Here is a 17,426-nt window from a genome sequence, read left to right as displayed (position 1 = left end):
GGAAAGTATTCTAACGTTATAAAAAAATGGGACTGGTATCAAGTTTAGATACTAGTTCCATTTTTATTTTTAAAATCGTTTTGCCGTGTACTTCTTACTTAGAGTAAATACAAGAATTGTTGCAGCAATGCCATATACGGCACCAACATAACCAAGATTCCGCATTGGTGTTAAAGCAACTGCCTGAGATGCGGTAAAGGAACCTAATGAAATCCCAATGTTGGCAAAAATTGAATTGAGTGATGATGCAAGATCCAGTGACTGTGGATATTCCTTTTCGGCAATATCAAGGAACATTAATTGGGTTGAAGAACCATAGGAAGAAAAAGCAACACAGAGAAGTGCCACAATGGTAATTGCAACCCATCTGAATGAAAGTAGAGGACCTAACAAAAGATAGAAGATTGTCATGGTAATGTAAATAATGCCAAGGCGGTTAACACCACCATTATCTGCGATCCAACCACCAAATTTATTCCCAATAATGAAGAAAATTCCCATCCCGAAGAGAAGCCAGTTTAACCAAGTATCACTAAACCCCATTTCGTTGGTTATTAATGGACGAATATATGTGTAGATGGTATAGTCAGCTGCGCAGACAGTAACGATAAAGATAACTCCGAGGAGGATTCGTGAATCTTTTAAAAGGATGAATTGTTTACTAAGGGTACTTTTATATTGGGGGGTATTACGGGGTACTAACCAAACGAGGGCAGCAAAGACAAAGAGAGTTAGGCCAGAAATCATCCAAAAACTATCGTGCCAGGAGAAAGTCGTGCTGATTATTGTTCCAATTGGGATTCCGATAACTGAAGCAATGCTAAAACCGGCGAAAACCCACGAGACCAAGCTAGCTCGTTTCTCTCGTGGTGCTACAAAACTAGCCATAACCAAGACGATCGAAATAATTGCACCGGCAACCGTAGCGGTTAATACTCGTGAAAAGAGCATTGAAATAAAATTGCTAGCAAGGGCGGTCCAAGTGTTACCAACGAAAAAGATAACCATTAAAACCAGTAAAACATGGTGTCGTCGCCAGCGGTTTGCTAGTGAAGTAATAATTGGGGTAAAGATGGCATAAACAAGTGCAAAAACTGTTACGAGGAGCCCAAGCTGTGATAGCGAATCATGATATTGAGCAGCAATATCGGGAAGAACCCCGACAATCATGTATTCATTACAGCCAAGCATGAATGCAACAAACACGAATAAAATTGATTGAAGACGGTATTTCATTGTATTCAACCCTTACTGACTGACATTGTGTCGTTCAGTTTTCCTTTCTTAAAAAATTTCAAACTGGCAATATTGTATCGAATAACGAGTCATAAAAAAAGACCCACATTAAAGTGGTTCTTAATTTACTTTACGAGGTAGACTTGTTCGTCGATTAAGTCAAATGAGTGGAGGTAACGATTAACTTGTTGAAGTTTTTCGTCCTGGTTTAACTTTGCATGTGTCCAGAAGACTTTTGAGTTGGTTGCTCCATCCTTTTCACCGATCACGAGGAGGTTAATTTCAGGATAATTCTTTCTAAGCAGTTGAAGGACTTCCCAATCTGTTTCTTGTTTATCAGGTGCCCAAGACATGATTACGTACTTAACGTGGTCACCATACTTTTTAATTGCTTCGATCGCATCAAGTCTTTCGATTTTAGTAACGGGGTGTTTCCCAGTTTCGTTTTCTTTGATCCAAGCTTGACTATCTGTTGTGTAAATCTTTTGGGTAGAATTATTATTCCGGAGTCCCTTAGAAATGTAGCCATTACCAGCCATAATCTCGAGAACTGGTTCACCATTCAAGTAATCCGACAATGCTTTAGCAAAGGGAGCGTTAATATACGACCACATTCCATAAGTGTCTTCTAGATAGTCACGGAAGTTTCGTAATGCCTTATCTAACTTAGGAAGAACTGTTGAATACTGGTTCCACAGTGTGTCCCCTTGTGCGTCCCCTTTAGCATAATGTTGGTTTACATACTTAAAAATTTGATCCTGAATATCATCCGGAAGAAGAAGTTGTGGTAATGGTTGGGGTAAGAGATCGTTCTTTAATAATCGATCACTTTCGAGGACGTTATTAATTAAGAACTTAACTTCAGGGAATGGATCAAACAAGTCTCGATATTGAGTTAATTCTTTGATGTATTTAGGTTGTTGAATAACCTTTTTAGCCTTTTTAACCCTTTTTTTAAGCTTTTTTAATTGCTTTGGATTCATAATTGCTCCTTACTTTAGTCTTAAATTAAGTTGCTCTTGCTTACCATAAAATTTATCAGTATCGAGGCGATTATTTCGTCCCTTTAAGTAACCATCAATTAATTGGAAGATTTCGTAACGGTCATCACTACTAATATTAGTTTGGTTAAAGGTAAGATTGCGAGCAGAAATTAATAATTTAGCGAGATCGAAGTCATCTCGATCGGATTTCCCGGTAAGATAGTCAAGACTGACGTCGAAAAATTCAGCTAATTTCCGTGCTTCAACGTAAGATGGGGTTCGAATGCCTCGTTCCCAGTTGCCGATTTGTGATGCAGTATTAGGCTTTTCATTTGGACCAAGATTTTCGTTAAGGTGTTTGGCTAATTCTTTTAATGTGATTTTCTGTCCTTTGCGTAGGGCGCGTAATCTTTCTGGAAACATCAAGTCACTCCTTTTAGTACTAACTTTTATTTTACCATTGGAAACCACGATTCGTGGAAAAATGTGCAATTAAAAATATTCTATGATAAAATCAGGACCGTTAATATAAATACAACATGGGGTTAATCAATTTGAAAGAACAAAAAAAGAAGCAACAACATTGGCTACGACGAACGATTATTGCGGTAATATTAGTAATTGCTGTAGCGCTCTTTGGTGCGGGCACGTATTTCTATCATGTTGCAATGGTACCGGGCCATAAGTCATTTATTAATAATAACCAAACGATCAAAAAAAGCGATCCGCTCTATGTTCAGAAAATATGGTTTAAAAATGCTAAAAAGCAACAGTGGGTAATAACTTCCGCAACGAAGAATTACCGGTTAGATGCGGATTATATTCCGGCAGCACATAAAACAACTAAAAATGTTGTGATCCTCCATGGTTTCATGGGAAACAAGGAGAAAATGGGTGAATACGCAACGCTCTTTCATCAGATGGGCTACAATGTCTTGATGCCTGATGCACGGGCGCATGGTCAAAGTCAAGGAAAGTATATCGGTTATGGTTGGCCAGAACGGTATGATGTTCGTAAATGGACGAAAAAATTAATTGCCCGTAACGGCCAGAACAGTCAGGTAGTTATTTTTGGTGTCAGCATGGGTGGTGCTACTACAATGATGACTAGTGGGATCCAAATGCCAAAGCAAGTAAAAGCATATGTAGAAGATTGCGGTTATACCAGTTTGAACGATGAATTAAACTATGAAGCAGGGAACTTATATAGTATCCCAACCCTAATTCGGTGGCCTCTAATTAAGACGTTGAGCATGATGAACCGGGTTCGGAATGGCTTTTACATTGGCGAGGCTAGTGCGGTGAATAGTTTGCACCATAATCATCGACCCATGCTCTTTATTCACGGGAGTAAAGACCACTTTGTACCAACAGAAATGGTATACTCAAATTATCAGGCAAGCCGGGGACCAAAAGAACTTTGGGTTGTAAATGGTGCTGCTCATGCTTCATCTTTTGCTAATAACCCAATAGCTTATCAACATCATATTGAGAAGTTCTTGGCAAAATACGTAAAATAAACGGGAGATGTAAAATTGGGAATTGCATTTGAAATTGTAACGATCTTAATTGGAATTGAACATCTTGGAATTATGTTTTTGGAGATGTTTGCCAGTCCAGCAAAACAGGCAAAGGCATTTGATATGGATGAAGCCTTTCTTCAGCAAAAATCTGCAAGAATATCAATGGCTAACCAGGGAGTCTATAACGGAATGCTTGGCTTATTATTGATTGTCAGTCAATTCATCTTTGCGGGCATGACAGCGATTCTCGTTGGTCGTTTATTATTACTTTTCGTTGCAGTGGTAGGACTGTATGGCGCCCTAACAGCAACAAAGAAGATTTGGCTATTCCAATTTATTCCGGCGATCATTGCCTTACTTCTATCTTTGTAATTGAAGGTAGACGAGAGGGAGCATGACAGAAGTTACTTTTTACTTCCACCATGCTCCTTTTTTAATTTAATGTTTCCAGCGTTTGGTTAAGCCATGCTAGCTGACCTTCTGTTCGTGAGATTGCCCGTTTTAAGATTAGGTAATGTCCGTAATGTTTTTGGATTGTTTTTTTATCAGGGAAGACGGTTTGTTGACGCTGCTTTAAATGGGCGAGTTGCTGTTTTAATAAGGCAATTTGGTTAGTAATTAGCTCATGGATTCGTGGGTCTTTGGGATCATTAATAAAGAAAAGCTTTAACGAAAAGAGATCCTGGTGAATTGGCAGTTCTTTAACCGCTTGACTTAGCCATTCATCTAAAATTTGTTGACCAGTAGTGGTAATCGAGTAATACTTTTCCTTAGCATTCTTCGAACTAGTAGCTGCTGCGACCCATTGATCGTCGACCATTCTGCGTAGTTCCGGATAAATTTGACTATGAGAAGCTTTCCAAAAGTCGCCAATCTCAGTATTGAATTCGTCTGTAATTTCTCGACCGGTGATCTGAGGGTGGCTTTTAATGATTCCCAAAATAATAAAGGGTAGTATTCGACGCTTCGGCATTATTAATCCTCCAAATCATTTACTACCCTTTATTATAATTGATTATTTCTTGATTCGGTGATAGTTTTCGTCAAAGTATTTTCCAGCACGAATATCATCTGTAATTCCTTCATAAGGAGCCTCAGAAATAACGTCTTCGTTATCTTGACCTGCATCACCAATGTAAGTAATGTGGGCGAATTCGGGAACTACTAATTTTGGATATGTGTCGTACTTTTCCCGTGCTTCATGCATCCGGTCGATATGTTCATTTTGGAAAGTAACAGTAATTTCTGGATGTTGCTTTACCCAAGCTGGGAAGAAAATTGTCCCGTTAAGCTTCTTTTCGTTCGGAACAAAATCCAATGCAACATCTGTCCCGGTTGGTTCAGTCCAGGCAACCTTGTAAATTCCTTCAGTTAGCATCACAATATTAGCTTCTTGGTCTTTGACCCAGCGGCCGGCAACCATCCCACCATGAATTCGGTAATCAACAGTGTGATCGTTTTTAGCGTACCATTCATATTCCCAACCATTATCATAGGTATAAATAAAGTGGGTACCAAGGAAATCATCAAGTGTTTTAAATTGCTTTTCAGTCATCATTAATCAGTCCTTTCTTTCTTAACACTTTCATTTTATGTCGATAACGACATAAAAGTCAATAAAAATATTGGAATTAGTTTCAATATTTCTAATTCCAATATTTTTGCAGTGGCTATTCAATTGATTGGACCATTACAAGCTCATCAGTAGAAATATGTTCATTGAGGGCATTTGCAAGAGATTGGGAAAACTTGCCGTCAGCAAGACTTTGCTGAACATAGGAGTGTTCAAGCTGAAATGCTTCAACGAAGAGGGCATTTATGCGGTCATCATCAACCTTAGAGTCACGGTTAAAGAAACGAGAACGCTGGAGATAGGCTCGGCGAATCATCGTGATTTCATTGATATTCTTTGGTGTTTGAACTTTGTCGAGGTATTTATTGATTCGTTGGTTAAGAAGATTAAAGACACTCTTAAATGACATAAACTGATCCGGGTGGAGTTGGTGTTGTTCAAGATGTCGACGATGTTGAGCCTGAATTTTGGAATTCCTATGACGGATAATTCGCCACTTGATTCGGTGAATAACGGTTGAAATAAAGGACATGAAAGTATGATTACCTGTATTATAAATTGAACGAGCAACAATTCGTGAGTACCATTCTGCCTGACGCTCAGAGATCTTTTCTTCGTCGGCAAGCTGTTCGATAACTTCCAATTCTAGTTGGTGGGTTTTACGGGCAATCTTCTCAAAGATATCGGCATTGATTCGGTGGTATTGGGTCATTTGACTACTTAACTGATCCATAATAATAGCCTTTTCAGTCCGATCCTCAGTATTCGCTTTTAATTCATCGATGGCGTATTGAACTGTTTTGACTAAAGCGTTGTGAAATTCGGTTGCACTGTAATCATTTGCTTTGCACGGTAAAATGATTGGAAAAGCAATCGCAGCGACAATAATACTGATTAAAATTACTAGTGCTGAAATAAGGATAATTGAATTCCGAAAAGTAAAAGGATATCCATGTACTAGAATTGGAAGAGAGAACGCTAATGAGAGGGTAATTGTCCCGTGAACACCACCAAGCGCGAGTAACAAACTATCACGATTCCGGTTTTCTTTCTTTGATTTAAGATTAACTAGCCGCCAACGAGCCCAGGCATAACGAAGGCTTAGCATTATAAGAAAAAGAACCGCAGCGAGGCCAACGAGTTTCGATAGATTGGTTGGTGTGGTCCGACCGATAACTTGAGGGATTAAAAGACCAAGAAGAACAAAAACAATTCCGTTTAAGGCTTCACTGATAATAGACCAGATAGTTTTAGTAGCCATTTGAATCTTTGCGGAAGTTAAACGTAACCGATCATAAAGAATACTATGAATAATTCCGGCAGAAACTACAGCGAGGATACCAGAAAAGTGAAGTTCCTCGGCTAACCAGTAGATGACCACTGGTGTCATTACGTTAATGGGAATTACGATTGAGCCAATATCAACGTGGCGACTCATTAACTTCATTCGGAGGGTAATCAGGAGGTTTCCCATAATTGCCCCAAAAATGATTCCGCCAAAGAAGACGTAGGAGAAATACCAAATTCCGTGAGTAACGGAAAATTTTCCAGAAGTAAAGGCAGCTAAAGCAAGATCTAAGAGAACAATGCCTGAAGCGTCGTTGAATAAGGATTCAACTTCTAATGTGGTGTTAACGTTTTCTGGCATTGTTACGTTAGTGGTGAGTGATTTTACAGCAACCGCATCTGTTGGCGTAATAATTGCGGCCAGCATGAAAGCAAGCGGAAGCGAAAAGACTTGGGGAAAGGTGAAGTGTAAGGCTATCCCAATAATAATTACCGCAACAAGAGCAAAGGCAACAGTTAGAGATAGAATGTTTTTAACATTTTTCGAGAGAATTCTAAAAGACTGATTCTGACCATCATTAAACATTAATGGAGCGATAACCGCCATCATGAATAACTCCGGGTGCATTGTGAAATCAGTAGCAGGAGTCGGTAAGGATGCCATCAGAATTCCGGCAACAATCTGGTAAATTGATAAGGGGATTTTGGGGTAAACCAGGTGGATAATATTTGCGACGACCACGGCGGTCAGCAATAGAAAAATAGTGAAAATAGTGTCCATTTTTCTGCTCAGCTCCTTCTAAAAGACACTTTATTCACGACCAAGGAGAACCTTTACTGCCATTGCAATGTTGTAGATGTAGAGAATTAATGTGATGAGAAGGGCAAAGGTTAAAAGAATGCCACTGAAGGCCCCAAGATTAATCACTATTGAATGCCAAGCAGCAACACTAATGAATAGTAGGGAGAAGATAATGTAAATCAACGGAAAAATTTGCGTCCAAAAGGCTGCTTTAGCTTGCTTTTTAACCCAAGGATTTTCTGGACCAGCAACTATCCACACGATTAGCGGAAAGATTACAGGAAGAAAGAGAATACTAAGGTAGGAAAGAGCACCAATAATTCGTTTAGATAAACTAATATTATTCATAGTAAAATCTCCAATTCATTTTTTCTTAATTATGCCCGATCTCTTAATGAAGTGCAATTAGCAGGAATTGTAGTAATACCATGCTAATAATCAGGATTACCCAATCTGTCCAATAGAGAGGAACTTTAACGGCAGTTGTTCGCGGTTGCCCCTCACGAAAGCCGTGAGTTTCCATTGCTTGTGCTAGTTGGTCGGACCAACGGATTGCTGAAAGAATTGCTTTGAAATAGAGCCTTGGTGACCACCAATGAAGATTAATCCCGCGCATCTTACCGGCAATTCTAATCGAGATAACGGTTTGTTTGATTTTCGGTAAAATATTTAAGGCAGCCAAGGTCCCGTAAGCAAACTTACTTGGCAAGTGAAAATTCTGTTCTAGTGATCGAGCTAGAAGAAGGGGAGAAGTGGTAAAAGTCATTACACCACCGGCAAAGACATAAACGTAAAAACGACTTACTATGCCCCATCCCGTAAGCCAATTATGTGCTGCCCCGTAACCACCAATAGTAATTAGAACGGCAATTCCTGGAATTAGCGGAATTATCATCAACCACCAGAATTGTCGCCAAGTAAGGTGGTGGAAAAGGAGGACGATAAAGAGGCAAGCAATGAGGATTAAGTTGACAGGAAGATTGTTTGTAAAGCTGATCTCAAAGGAGAGCAACAGGAGGAGCAATAATTTAACGCTGGGATTCATTTTGTGCTCCTCCTCGATATGTAAGTTGCTGGTTTGTGAGTGAAAGGTGGTAGTCAACAAAACCATCCAGAAAATCTAATTGATGACTAACAATTAGGAGGGTTTGCGGAAAGTGTTGACAACTTTTTTTAATGAGTGTGAGCAATTTTCCTAATGATAGTTGATCAAGGCCGGTAAAAGGCTCGTCCATTAATAAGAGCTTTTGACCCATCATTAACATGATCAAATTCTGGATCAGTTTCCGTTGCCCACCGCTTAAGGAGTAGATAACTCGCTCAGTAAGGTCAGGGAGACCGACCATTGCTAAAAGCTCTCGGGATGATTTCCCTTTGAAAAAGGTGTTCTTCCCATTCTTGATGCTCAGGCTTAATTCCTCGCCAACCGTAACGTTTAAAAATTGCTGGTTGGTTTCTTGGAAGATTAAGCCAACTTGAGAATAGTATTTCCCAGGGAATATTTTTTGAATGTTATTTCCAGCATAGGTTATTTGTCCTGAGTAAGGAGTTAACTTTGCGATAGATTTAAGAAGGGTTGACTTTCCGGAACCACTGGAACCGGTTAACAGGGTAACTTTGTTTTGAATTAGTTTTAGGTTTGTTGTCTCTATCAGTGAAAGCTGGTTACGGGTAATGGAAAAATCGTGTAATTTTATAATTGACGGATCGCCCTGTAAAGGAAAGGTAGTGGATAAATTGGTGGAATGTTGATTAGCATTCATTAAAAGCTGATGACTAGCATTACTTGAAAGTAGTTTAGCCTGGTGTTCATGAAATTGGACAATGAATTGAATGAAATCTTGATAGTCCCGGAGGTTATGATCGCTGATAATAATGGTTATCCCTTGTTTAGCCTGCAATTGGGCTAACTTTTGTAGTAAAAATTGACGATTTGGTTCGTCGATACTAGTAAAGGGTTCATCTAACATGATAATCTCAGCTTTCATAGCGATAATTACAGCCAAGGCCACCCTTTGTAGTTGACCACCTGAAAGAGTAGTCAACTTTTGGTGTGCCACGGTTTGAAGATTAACAAATGCCAAAGCGGCTTTTACCTGATTACTAATCTCTTTATGTGGTACTTGAAGGTTTTCAAGGGTGAATTCTAGTTCGTGTTGTGGCGTGTCCATCGTAAACTGCATCGCCGGATCCTGAAAGAGCATTCCAATTCGTTGATCATGTGGAAGCTTAATCTTTCCGGAATAGGTTCCACCGTATTTGGGGAGCAGGCCAGCAATCAGCTTTAGAAGAGTTGTTTTTCCACAGCCAATTGAACCGCTCAAGAGAATTGAGGAGTGGAGTGGCAACTCAAGGTTAACGTCATTGAGAATTGGCTGCCCTTCTTTATATGCAAATGTTAGGTTTTGAATAAGTATTTTTTCCATTTTTTATCTCGCCAAAACGTGACTACGGTTTAGTAGGTTGATGATTAACTTAACTAGGATGCCGGTGAAGAAAAGCATTGATAGCCAACGAACGATTAACATTACAACTAACATGGAGAACGGGAAGTGGCTATAACCATTACGGAACCAGTCCCAGGCAAATGTAAGAATTGTCGTAGTAGTTGCAGAAAGTAGAAGTGTCACCCAATTGTATATTTTGTAAAGGGTGAAGGTAAATCCAAGCTCGGTACCAATTCCTTGTACCAGTCCCGAAAGTAGGGTGGTCACGCCCCATTGATCTCCAAGGAGCATTTCGACAACAGCACTAAGAAACTCGCCAAGAAATGACGCGCCAGGAAGACGGAGCATAAATCCGGCTAATGGTCCGGCCATACACCAAATTCCTAACGTGATGTCATTAGCCATTGGGCCGTAACCAAATGGAGTTAATGCAATTGTAAGGCCATTGTAAATAATCCCCGTTACTAGATAGATTACCCCGAAAATAATCCCAATAATTGCGAGGAGGATAATATCCTTTAAATGAAATTGACGAAACATAATAATTTCCTTTCTTGGGGAAAATAAAAAAGTGGAAAAAGCGTAGTGACTTTTCCCACTTTTGATCTATTATTAATAGACTCCAAACTTACTAAGCATTCAAAATGCGCTTCCTTCGCTAGTATTACCTAGACAGGTTCGATGGGTCTAATCTCAGCCAAGTGGGCACCCCAGACAAATATTTATTCTAATCATACAACAAAAATAACCAATTCGACAGCTAATTTAGTGATTAGCTAAAAGGCTGGTAAGGTGTTCCATGAAGCTAGGGACAAACCGCTCTTTATCGACGTTGATTGCAACATTGACATTTGGATGAGAAGTATTGAGCTTCATTTTATCCCCAATTGTTCGAGCGTAATTATGTTCTTCAGTGATTACCTTCATCGGTAAAGCAAGGGTTGTGACGAATGTTGGGTCGATTGCAACGCCAACGGCAAGGGGATCGTGAATTGCACAGCCGTGTTTGTCAATCCCGAGATTATAGTAAGCGTCAATGTAAAAATTAGTTAGGTCAGCGTAGGCAGTCCCCGATTTAGTTCCTAGTTGGCGCCATTTTGCTGTTTCTTTTTTTGTAAGCAGCGTCCGGAGAGTAACGTCAAGCCCCACCATTGTAATCGGAAGTGAACTGGTGAAGACTTCATTAGCAGCTTTAGCGTCTTGATTAATATTTGCTTCAGCAACGTCGCTAACGTTTCCTTCAACCGTAAGTGCCCCACCCATTAAGGTAACATTACCAATTAAATGGCTAATTTGGGGATCTTTACGTAATGCCGCGGCAAGGTTAGTTAAGGGACCTGTTGGAACAATGATTAAATCTTTACCATATTGGTGTGCGGCCTCAATGATAAAGTCAACACCAGCTTGTGCTTGAATTTTATGGGTTGGTTCTGGAAGAGAAATATCACCGATCCCGTTATTACCGTGGATTTCTTTACTAACCTGCATTACGTTAAAGTGATCGCTAGTACTTGAGTGTTCTAGGCCCTTAAATACTGGAACATTTTGTCCAAGTAATTCGAGAAGTTGTAACGAGTTTTTAGCAGTTTGTTCTAGTAGGTTATTACCGTAGGAAGCAACAACTCCGATTAAATCAATTGCTGGATCAGCGATGCCATATGCGAGGGCGAGTGCATCATCAACACCGGTATCAAGATCCAAAATCATCTTTTTGGTAGCCATGGTAGTTTTCCTCCATTTATCTGGTTATTATGTTAATGATAGCTAAATGATAAGTGCACCGCAATTTTAATTTTACCCAAAATCAATTACAATAATGAAAAAGGAAAAGAGAGGAGCCGTCGTAATGGCAAAGATGTACGATATTACAATTATTGGTGGCGGTCCTGCAGGGATGTTTGCGGCCTTTTACTGTGGCTTACATGAATTGAATGCCCAGTTAATTGAGAGTTTACCGCAGCTTGGTGGTCAGGTTAATGCTCTTTACCCAGAGAAGCAGATTTGGGATGTTGCCGGGCTCCCTGGAGTCACAGGTCGTGAGTTGGTGGAGCAATTGCAAAAACAAATTGCTGTGGCACCAATTGATCAATTTACAGGTGAAACGGTTGAAGACGTTGTAAAAGAAGCGGATGGCACATTTACTATTAAGAGTGCTAACCGTGTTTCACGCTCCCGGGCAATCGTAATTGCGTTGGGGAATGGGGCATTTAAACCACGGAAGTTAGCGCTTGAAGGGGCAGAAGAACTTGAAGGGCAACAGCTTCATTATTTTGTCACTCATCGGGATAATTTTGTTAATAAACGGGTAGCGGTTTTAGGTGGCGGTAATTCGGCCATTGATATTGCCTTGATGCTTGAACCAGTAGCAAAACAGGTTTCGTTGATTCACCGCAGAGATCAGTTCCGAGGGATGGAACACTCAGTTTCCCTTTTAAGGAAGTCAAACGTTGATTTGGTTACACCGTTTCTACCAAAAAAACTACAAGTAGAAAGTGATCACTCCGTTACTTTGAAACTAAAACGGATGCGGAGTGATGAGATGACGGCATTGAACGTTGATCGGTTAGTTGTGAATTATGGGTTTACGTCCAATAATGCCGCACTTGAACAATGGTCACTAGATTTAGCAGCAGAACATCATTTGATCAAGGTTGACTCAACAATGCAAACCAATATTGATGGGGTATATGCAATCGGGGATGGGATAACTTATCCTGGTAAGACGGCTTTGATTGCAACGGCATTTGGAGAAGCACCAATAGCCATTACGGCGCTGGCAAAGAAACTCTATCCAGAAAAACGCCTCGCAACTCATAGTTCATCAATGAAGATCCAAACACCTAAAAAAGATTAATAAAAAAGGAAAAACATAAAGGAAAATCGTGAATGATTTTCCTTGAGTTTTCCCTTATTTTTTTAGAAATAATTTAAAAAGATAACAGATGTTAAGGAGAAACCAAAATTTAAAGAGGATTCCCCATGAAATTGTGGCTAACTGGAAGTGAAATAGGTTATAGATAATCACAAGAAGAATATAGAGGATATTCCCGCGTAGAATATCTTTGGACCACTTATGGGAAAGAATGTAGACCCAGACTTTATTAAAGGGATTTTTAGTACTCTGCATGAAAATGCCTCTCCTGTTAAATTAAGTTAGCGCAAATTACCGTAACAATAAAAAAGAAAATCGCGGTTAAATAAGATATTTTTAAATCTAGACGCATTAGGTTACCTCTTAAAATACAATTGATTATCTTACAGTCTATAATATAATAGAACTAATTTTATTGATAGTTGGAATTAAAAGGGGAAAGTAAAAATCAATGAAAAAAAGTAGATACGTTATTTATGCGTTGTTCTGCCTAATTATTGCATTTATCGGTATTCACTCAAGCTTAAAAACAAGGGCGAGCGATCAGGAAAATTTACTGGCAACTACTGTGACAAAAAAAGTTGCCTCAAAGCAGACTACCCCCCAATCTTCTAAGAGTGAGATGCGAACACCGATCAATTGGCAAAAGTCTTCCGAAACTAAGGAATACCCTGATTTAAGTAAAGTTAAGCATTTTTGGATTAAGGTCGATTTAAAAGCAAATCGGACTTATCTTTATGATGGTAACCATGTGATCTACACGATGTATTCTACAGGAGGTATTTATAAAAAGGATTCGAAAACTGGAAAGATGAAGAGTATGACGCCAACTGGTACTTTTTATGTTCAACAGGAACGGGGAGATAGTTTTTATAATGCCAAGTTAAAGGAAGGTGCTAATTATTATACTTCATGGTTAAACCATGGCGAGTACCTGTTCCATAGTGTACCGACCAATGCTGATGGCTCATATAATAAAAAGGAAGCTGCTAAACTAGGAAAGTCAACTGGTTCACATGGCTGTATTCGTTTATCTGTCGCGGATGCTCGGTGGATGGAAGAAAATTTACCGGTAGGGACTAAGGTTGAAATTATTGGCTAGAAGTAGCTGATTGGAGAAGAAAAAATGAAAAAGGTTAGAACTTTTCTTTTGACATTATTTATTGTGCTTTGCTGTATGGTAAGTAAAGTACAATCGGTATCTGCTGACCAAACGATCGATGCACGATCTGCAATCATGATTGATGCTGATACAGGGCAAATTATTTACCAACAGAATAGTGAAGAAAAGTTACCGATTGCGTCAATTAGTAAGTTACTTGCAGTCATTGTGATTGAGGACGAAATCAACCATCATCAATTATCATGGAATACAAAGGTAAAGATTAATAAAAAAATCGCTGATGTTTCTAATGATACTAACTATTCAGCAATTGGGTTACAAGTAGGACAATCATATACAGTTCAGGAGCTTTTTAACGCAGCGTTAATTAAGTCGGCTGATGGGGCTGCGTTAGCTTTAGCAGTAGCAGACGGAAGTACACTTCAGCAATTTAACGTAAAAATGCGAAAAAAAGCCCGACAAATTGGAATTACTGATGCCACAATTGTAAATCCTGTCGGGCTGAAGAACGGTGATTTGAAAGGACTAAAGCAAAAGAAAATCAGTAGTAATGCCGAGAATGCTATGACAGCTCGCGATGTTGCCTTAATGTCACAGTATCTTGTTAATCATTATCCGGGCATTCTTAAGATTACAAGTCAGCCTAAGGCACGATTTGTGATCGCAAAGGGAAAGGTTAAAGAGATAGAAAACCTCAATAAGATGCTTCCTGGTGGTAAGTACAATGTTAACGGAGTTCAAATTGATGGCCTTAAGACAGGAACATCTGATGCTGCTGGTGCCTGCTTCGTAAGCACGGGAATATACCAGGGACACCGATTAATTACTGTTGTTCTTCATGCGAATGGGAAAAATAAAGATGCTCGCTTTACCCAAACACAGCGTTTGTATCAGTACTTTATTCAAAATGCTCATCAGCAGGTCCTAACACTTAACAAGAAACAATCACAAAAACGAGTTACTAATGGAACTAAGCGGATGCTAGCAGTTAGTCCTCGTTCATTTACTGTTTGGCAGATGCAAAAGACAGCTCGCTTTACGATCCAGCCTCGTTATGATAAGCAGCTGACTGATCATAAGGGAAGATTAAATGCACCAGTAAAAAAGGGGGAACGACTTGGAAATATTATTGTTACTGGCTCTGATATCAGAAACGTCAATAATAGACCAATTACCGTTCCCCTCCGAAGTGCCGAAACCATCAATCGGGGTAACTTTTGGCAAAGAATATGGAACTGATTAAAGAATGCGAGTTAGTAAGAAGGCTATGATCTACTTCCCTTCTTAATTTACACAAAAGGGCTCTAGTATTCGGATTTTCCGAACTCTAGAACCCTTTTTGTGATTTATAAAGGCTAGCTTTGCTTGAAAAATGATAGTTCATTTTTTATTCGCTTTAGTTTACTTATTATTAGCGTCTGGATTAGTAATTTTAATTCGGTTGGAATCAGTTGAAGAGTGGTTTTGCTCTGGGGCATCAGTTGAGTAATCATCAACTGTAGAACGGTTACCATTCTTTGAGAAAATGCTAGTTGATTTATTGCCAAGCTTCTTCTCAATCTGCTTTTCTCGTTTCAAACCGTTTGAGTAATTATAATTGGCTGGATTGACTTTCTTGAAGCCTTTTGGATGATAGAAGCGAAGCAGGTTCTTTTCGTTTAGAGAATCAGAAAGCGAAAGCTCTGTATTTACAAGCTTCTGATCCTTCTCTAAACGTTTCTTCTGCTTTGCTGTTAATTTAGCAACTTTTCCAGTCTTGTTATTATAAATTATCCCGCTAATGCTAGAAAAGTGAGGAGTTACAAAATCACGATTCCGGAAAGCAACTACTTGGCTGTGGTGGTTAGAAAAGAGATCCGTACCAAATTGAATGTATCGTTTAGTACTAATTCCGAGAAGGTGAAGAAGTGTTGGTAAGACATCGACTTCTCCACCGTATTGATGGTAAATTCCACCACGACCACCAGAACCGGGGATAACAAACATTAATGGAACCCGTTGAAGCTGTGCATTATCAAAGTCAGTCCAATCATCAGGATTTCGATCAAGAGCAGTTGCCAAAGCCTTGTTCTCTGAATTTGAAATTCCGTAATGATCTCCGTAAATCATTATGACTGAGTTTTTATCTAAACCTGTTTTTTGTAAGTAGGCAAAGAATTCAGCAAGTGATTGGTCTAAGTAGTGAGCTGTTACAAAGTAGTTATCAACAGTGGTATTTCCCGTGTTAGTTGTTTGGAAGTTTGGATCTTTATCTTCATCATCTAGGCTGTACGGGAAGTGGTTAGTAACGGTAATAAACTTAGTGTAGAAGGGTTGTTGTAAATTCTGGAGATAATTAATAGAATTCTTGAAGAGCAACTTATCTTTAAGACCATATCCCGTAGCTTTATCGCCAGAAGTATCGAAGTAACTAGCGTCGAAGAAGTATTGGTATCCTAAATTCTTATAAACGTTATTTCGGTTCCAGAAACTAGCAACATTTCCATGGAAAACGGCACTAGTATATCCAGCACGTTGATTAAGGATTGCTGGAGCACCTTGGAAGGTATTATCACTCCCAAGGGTTGCAAAAAGTGAGCCTTGAGGAAGACCAAATGTACTGGTTTCTAGCATGTTTTCGGCATCACTCGTTTTCCCTTGACCAACCTGGTGGAAGAAGTTATCAAATGCATAGGTATCTTTCCCGTGATATAAGGAGTTTAAGAATGGCGTAACTTCTTGACCGTTTACCTTTTTATCAATCAAGAACTGTTGGAAACTTTCCAGGTGGATAACAATAACGTTCCGCCCCTTAGCAATTCCGTACATCTTGGGATTAGGTGCGGCATAATGCTTATCAGTAAACTTTTTAACCTTCAATAGTTCTGATTTAGTAGCACTTTGTCGCATATTATTAATATGCTGTGATTTAACCGCATCGTATCCAGTAAAAGCATCAATTCCAAGGTATTTTACGATGTAAGTTCGATCAAATGTTCGGGTAAGTAATTGTGGCCGACTCATTTCCCCAAATGCTAGATTTATACCAAAGAGGGTTAACGACATTGAAGTGAACGCGAACGCTAATTTACTACTAACGGCACGTGGATCGAAATGGATCTTCCGCATCAACATCAGGATGAGGATGATAACAATATCAAGCCAATAAAAAAGATCGTGAACATTTGTTAAGGCTAACGAACTGCCGCTTAAACCTTGATTAACTTTTGAGTAACCAGTCATTGTGGCAATTGTCATAAAATCAGTAAATTCACGATAATAGATGATATTTAGGTACAGCAATAACGTGTTGGCAATATCTAATCCCATTAAAACTGGGTAGAAAAAGCGGGCACGCTTAAAATAAAATGCGATGCTGTAAATTAATGCGGTAATTGGTACCGGGTTAATTAACAGAATAAGGTATTGAAAAATCCCTTCTGCCCCTAATTTAAAGTCCGTAAAGTAAGCAAATAATGTCTTCAACCAAAAAAGGACTACTAGAAGGATGAAGAACCCAATCCTAGTGTCCACAAATTTGCTTAGTTTTTTCATTAGGAATGTTCCTCGCAATCGAGATTTAATAGTTATTTAGTGCTAG

17 protein-coding genes and 1 riboswitch are annotated in these 17,426 nt (G+C 39.2%); of the genes, 5 read left to right on the top strand and 12 right to left on the bottom strand.

Annotated features, from left to right (window positions below):
* Positions 1–69: 69 nt before the first annotated feature.
* The 3 genes from H5R64_RS06935 to H5R64_RS06925 form a co-directional block, all read right to left on the bottom strand.
* Positions 70–1,236 (bottom strand): MFS transporter, encoded by a 1,167-nt coding sequence (locus H5R64_RS06935; RefSeq protein ID WP_182580724.1) that lies wholly within the window; start codon positions 1,234–1,236, stop codon positions 70–72.
* A gap of 125 nt (positions 1,237–1,361) precedes the next feature.
* Positions 1,362–2,219 (bottom strand): SAM-dependent methyltransferase, encoded by an 858-nt coding sequence (locus tag H5R64_RS06930; protein WP_182580725.1) that lies wholly within the window; start codon positions 2,217–2,219, stop codon positions 1,362–1,364.
* 9 nt (positions 2,220–2,228) lie between these two features.
* Positions 2,229–2,642 (bottom strand): helix-turn-helix domain-containing protein, encoded by a 414-nt coding sequence (locus H5R64_RS06925; protein WP_182580726.1) that lies wholly within the window; start codon positions 2,640–2,642, stop codon positions 2,229–2,231.
* A 116-nt stretch (positions 2,643–2,758) separates the two neighbouring features.
* On the opposite strand from H5R64_RS06925, the gene H5R64_RS06920 reads away from it, so the two are divergent.
* Positions 2,759–3,739: an alpha/beta hydrolase gene (locus H5R64_RS06920; protein ID WP_182580727.1), complete on the top strand. Its 981-nt coding sequence runs from the start codon at positions 2,759–2,761 to the stop codon at positions 3,737–3,739.
* Positions 3,740–3,754: 15 nt separating this feature from the next.
* Positions 3,755–4,114 (top strand): DUF1304 domain-containing protein, encoded by a 360-nt coding sequence (locus H5R64_RS06915; RefSeq protein WP_220476763.1) that lies wholly within the window; start codon positions 3,755–3,757, stop codon positions 4,112–4,114.
* A 61-nt stretch (positions 4,115–4,175) separates the two neighbouring features.
* On the opposite strand, the gene H5R64_RS06910 is transcribed toward H5R64_RS06915, so the two are convergent.
* The 8 genes from H5R64_RS06910 to H5R64_RS06875 all read right to left on the bottom strand — a co-directional run bounded on the left by H5R64_RS06910 (position 4,176) and on the right by H5R64_RS06875 (position 11,573).
* Positions 4,176–4,715 carry a PadR family transcriptional regulator gene (locus H5R64_RS06910; protein WP_182580728.1) on the bottom strand — a complete coding sequence of 180 codons (540 nt, stop codon included), beginning with the start codon at positions 4,713–4,715 and terminating at the stop codon, positions 4,176–4,178.
* 42 nt (positions 4,716–4,757) lie between these two features.
* Positions 4,758–5,297, bottom strand: a complete 540-nt coding sequence (locus tag H5R64_RS06905; RefSeq protein ID WP_182580854.1) for a phenolic acid decarboxylase — start codon at positions 5,295–5,297, stop codon at positions 4,758–4,760.
* A 115-nt stretch (positions 5,298–5,412) separates the two neighbouring features.
* Positions 5,413–7,383, bottom strand: coding sequence for a cation:proton antiporter (locus H5R64_RS06900; protein WP_182580729.1), 1,971 nt, complete (start codon positions 7,381–7,383; stop codon positions 5,413–5,415).
* Positions 7,384–7,413: 30 nt separating this feature from the next.
* Positions 7,414–7,752 carry a DUF4870 domain-containing protein gene (locus tag H5R64_RS06895; RefSeq protein WP_182580730.1) on the bottom strand — a complete coding sequence of 113 codons (339 nt, stop codon included), beginning with the start codon at positions 7,750–7,752 and terminating at the stop codon, positions 7,414–7,416.
* A gap of 43 nt (positions 7,753–7,795) precedes the next feature.
* A complete protein-coding gene (locus tag H5R64_RS06890) occupies positions 7,796–8,449 on the bottom strand; it encodes an energy-coupling factor transporter transmembrane component T family protein (protein ID WP_182580731.1) in 654 nt (217 codons plus the stop codon).
* Positions 8,433–9,830, bottom strand: a complete 1,398-nt coding sequence (locus tag H5R64_RS06885) for an ABC transporter ATP-binding protein (protein WP_182580732.1) — start codon at positions 9,828–9,830, stop codon at positions 8,433–8,435. The genes H5R64_RS06890 and H5R64_RS06885 overlap by 17 nt, the downstream gene beginning before the upstream one ends.
* Before the next feature lie 3 nt (positions 9,831–9,833).
* Entirely contained in the window at positions 9,834–10,391 is a 558-nt protein-coding gene (locus tag H5R64_RS06880; RefSeq protein WP_182580733.1) for an ECF transporter S component, read from the bottom strand.
* A 92-nt stretch (positions 10,392–10,483) separates the two neighbouring features.
* A riboswitch (TPP riboswitch) is annotated at positions 10,484–10,574 on the bottom strand.
* A gap of 42 nt (positions 10,575–10,616) precedes the next feature.
* A complete protein-coding gene (locus tag H5R64_RS06875; protein WP_182580734.1) occupies positions 10,617–11,573 on the bottom strand; it encodes a nucleoside hydrolase in 957 nt (318 codons plus the stop codon).
* A gap of 124 nt (positions 11,574–11,697) precedes the next feature.
* On the opposite strand from H5R64_RS06875, the gene H5R64_RS06870 reads away from it, so the two are divergent.
* From H5R64_RS06870 to H5R64_RS06860, 3 genes are all read left to right on the top strand, one after another.
* Positions 11,698–12,705, top strand: coding sequence for an NAD(P)/FAD-dependent oxidoreductase (locus tag H5R64_RS06870; RefSeq protein WP_182580735.1), 1,008 nt, complete (start codon positions 11,698–11,700; stop codon positions 12,703–12,705).
* Between the two features lie 469 nt (positions 12,706–13,174).
* The gene (locus H5R64_RS06865) at positions 13,175–13,825 is read left to right on the top strand and encodes a L,D-transpeptidase (RefSeq protein WP_182580736.1); all 651 of its coding nucleotides are present in this window, start codon (positions 13,175–13,177) and stop codon (positions 13,823–13,825) included.
* 24 nt (positions 13,826–13,849) lie between these two features.
* Positions 13,850–15,085, top strand: a complete 1,236-nt coding sequence (locus H5R64_RS06860) for a D-alanyl-D-alanine carboxypeptidase family protein (RefSeq protein WP_182580737.1) — start codon at positions 13,850–13,852, stop codon at positions 15,083–15,085.
* 162 nt (positions 15,086–15,247) lie between these two features.
* On the opposite strand, the gene H5R64_RS06855 is transcribed toward H5R64_RS06860, so the two are convergent.
* Complete coding sequence (locus H5R64_RS06855; protein WP_182580738.1) at positions 15,248–17,380, bottom strand: LTA synthase family protein; 2,133 nt, start codon at positions 17,378–17,380, stop codon at positions 15,248–15,250.
* Between the last annotated feature and the right edge of the window lie 46 nt (positions 17,381–17,426).

The sequence above is a fragment of the Limosilactobacillus fastidiosus genome, assembly GCF_014145505.1.
GTDB lineage: Bacteria > Bacillota > Bacilli > Lactobacillales > Lactobacillaceae > Limosilactobacillus > Limosilactobacillus fastidiosus.
The sequence above is the reverse complement of the archived record's forward strand: the minus strand, read 5'-3'. Positions and strand labels throughout refer to the sequence as shown.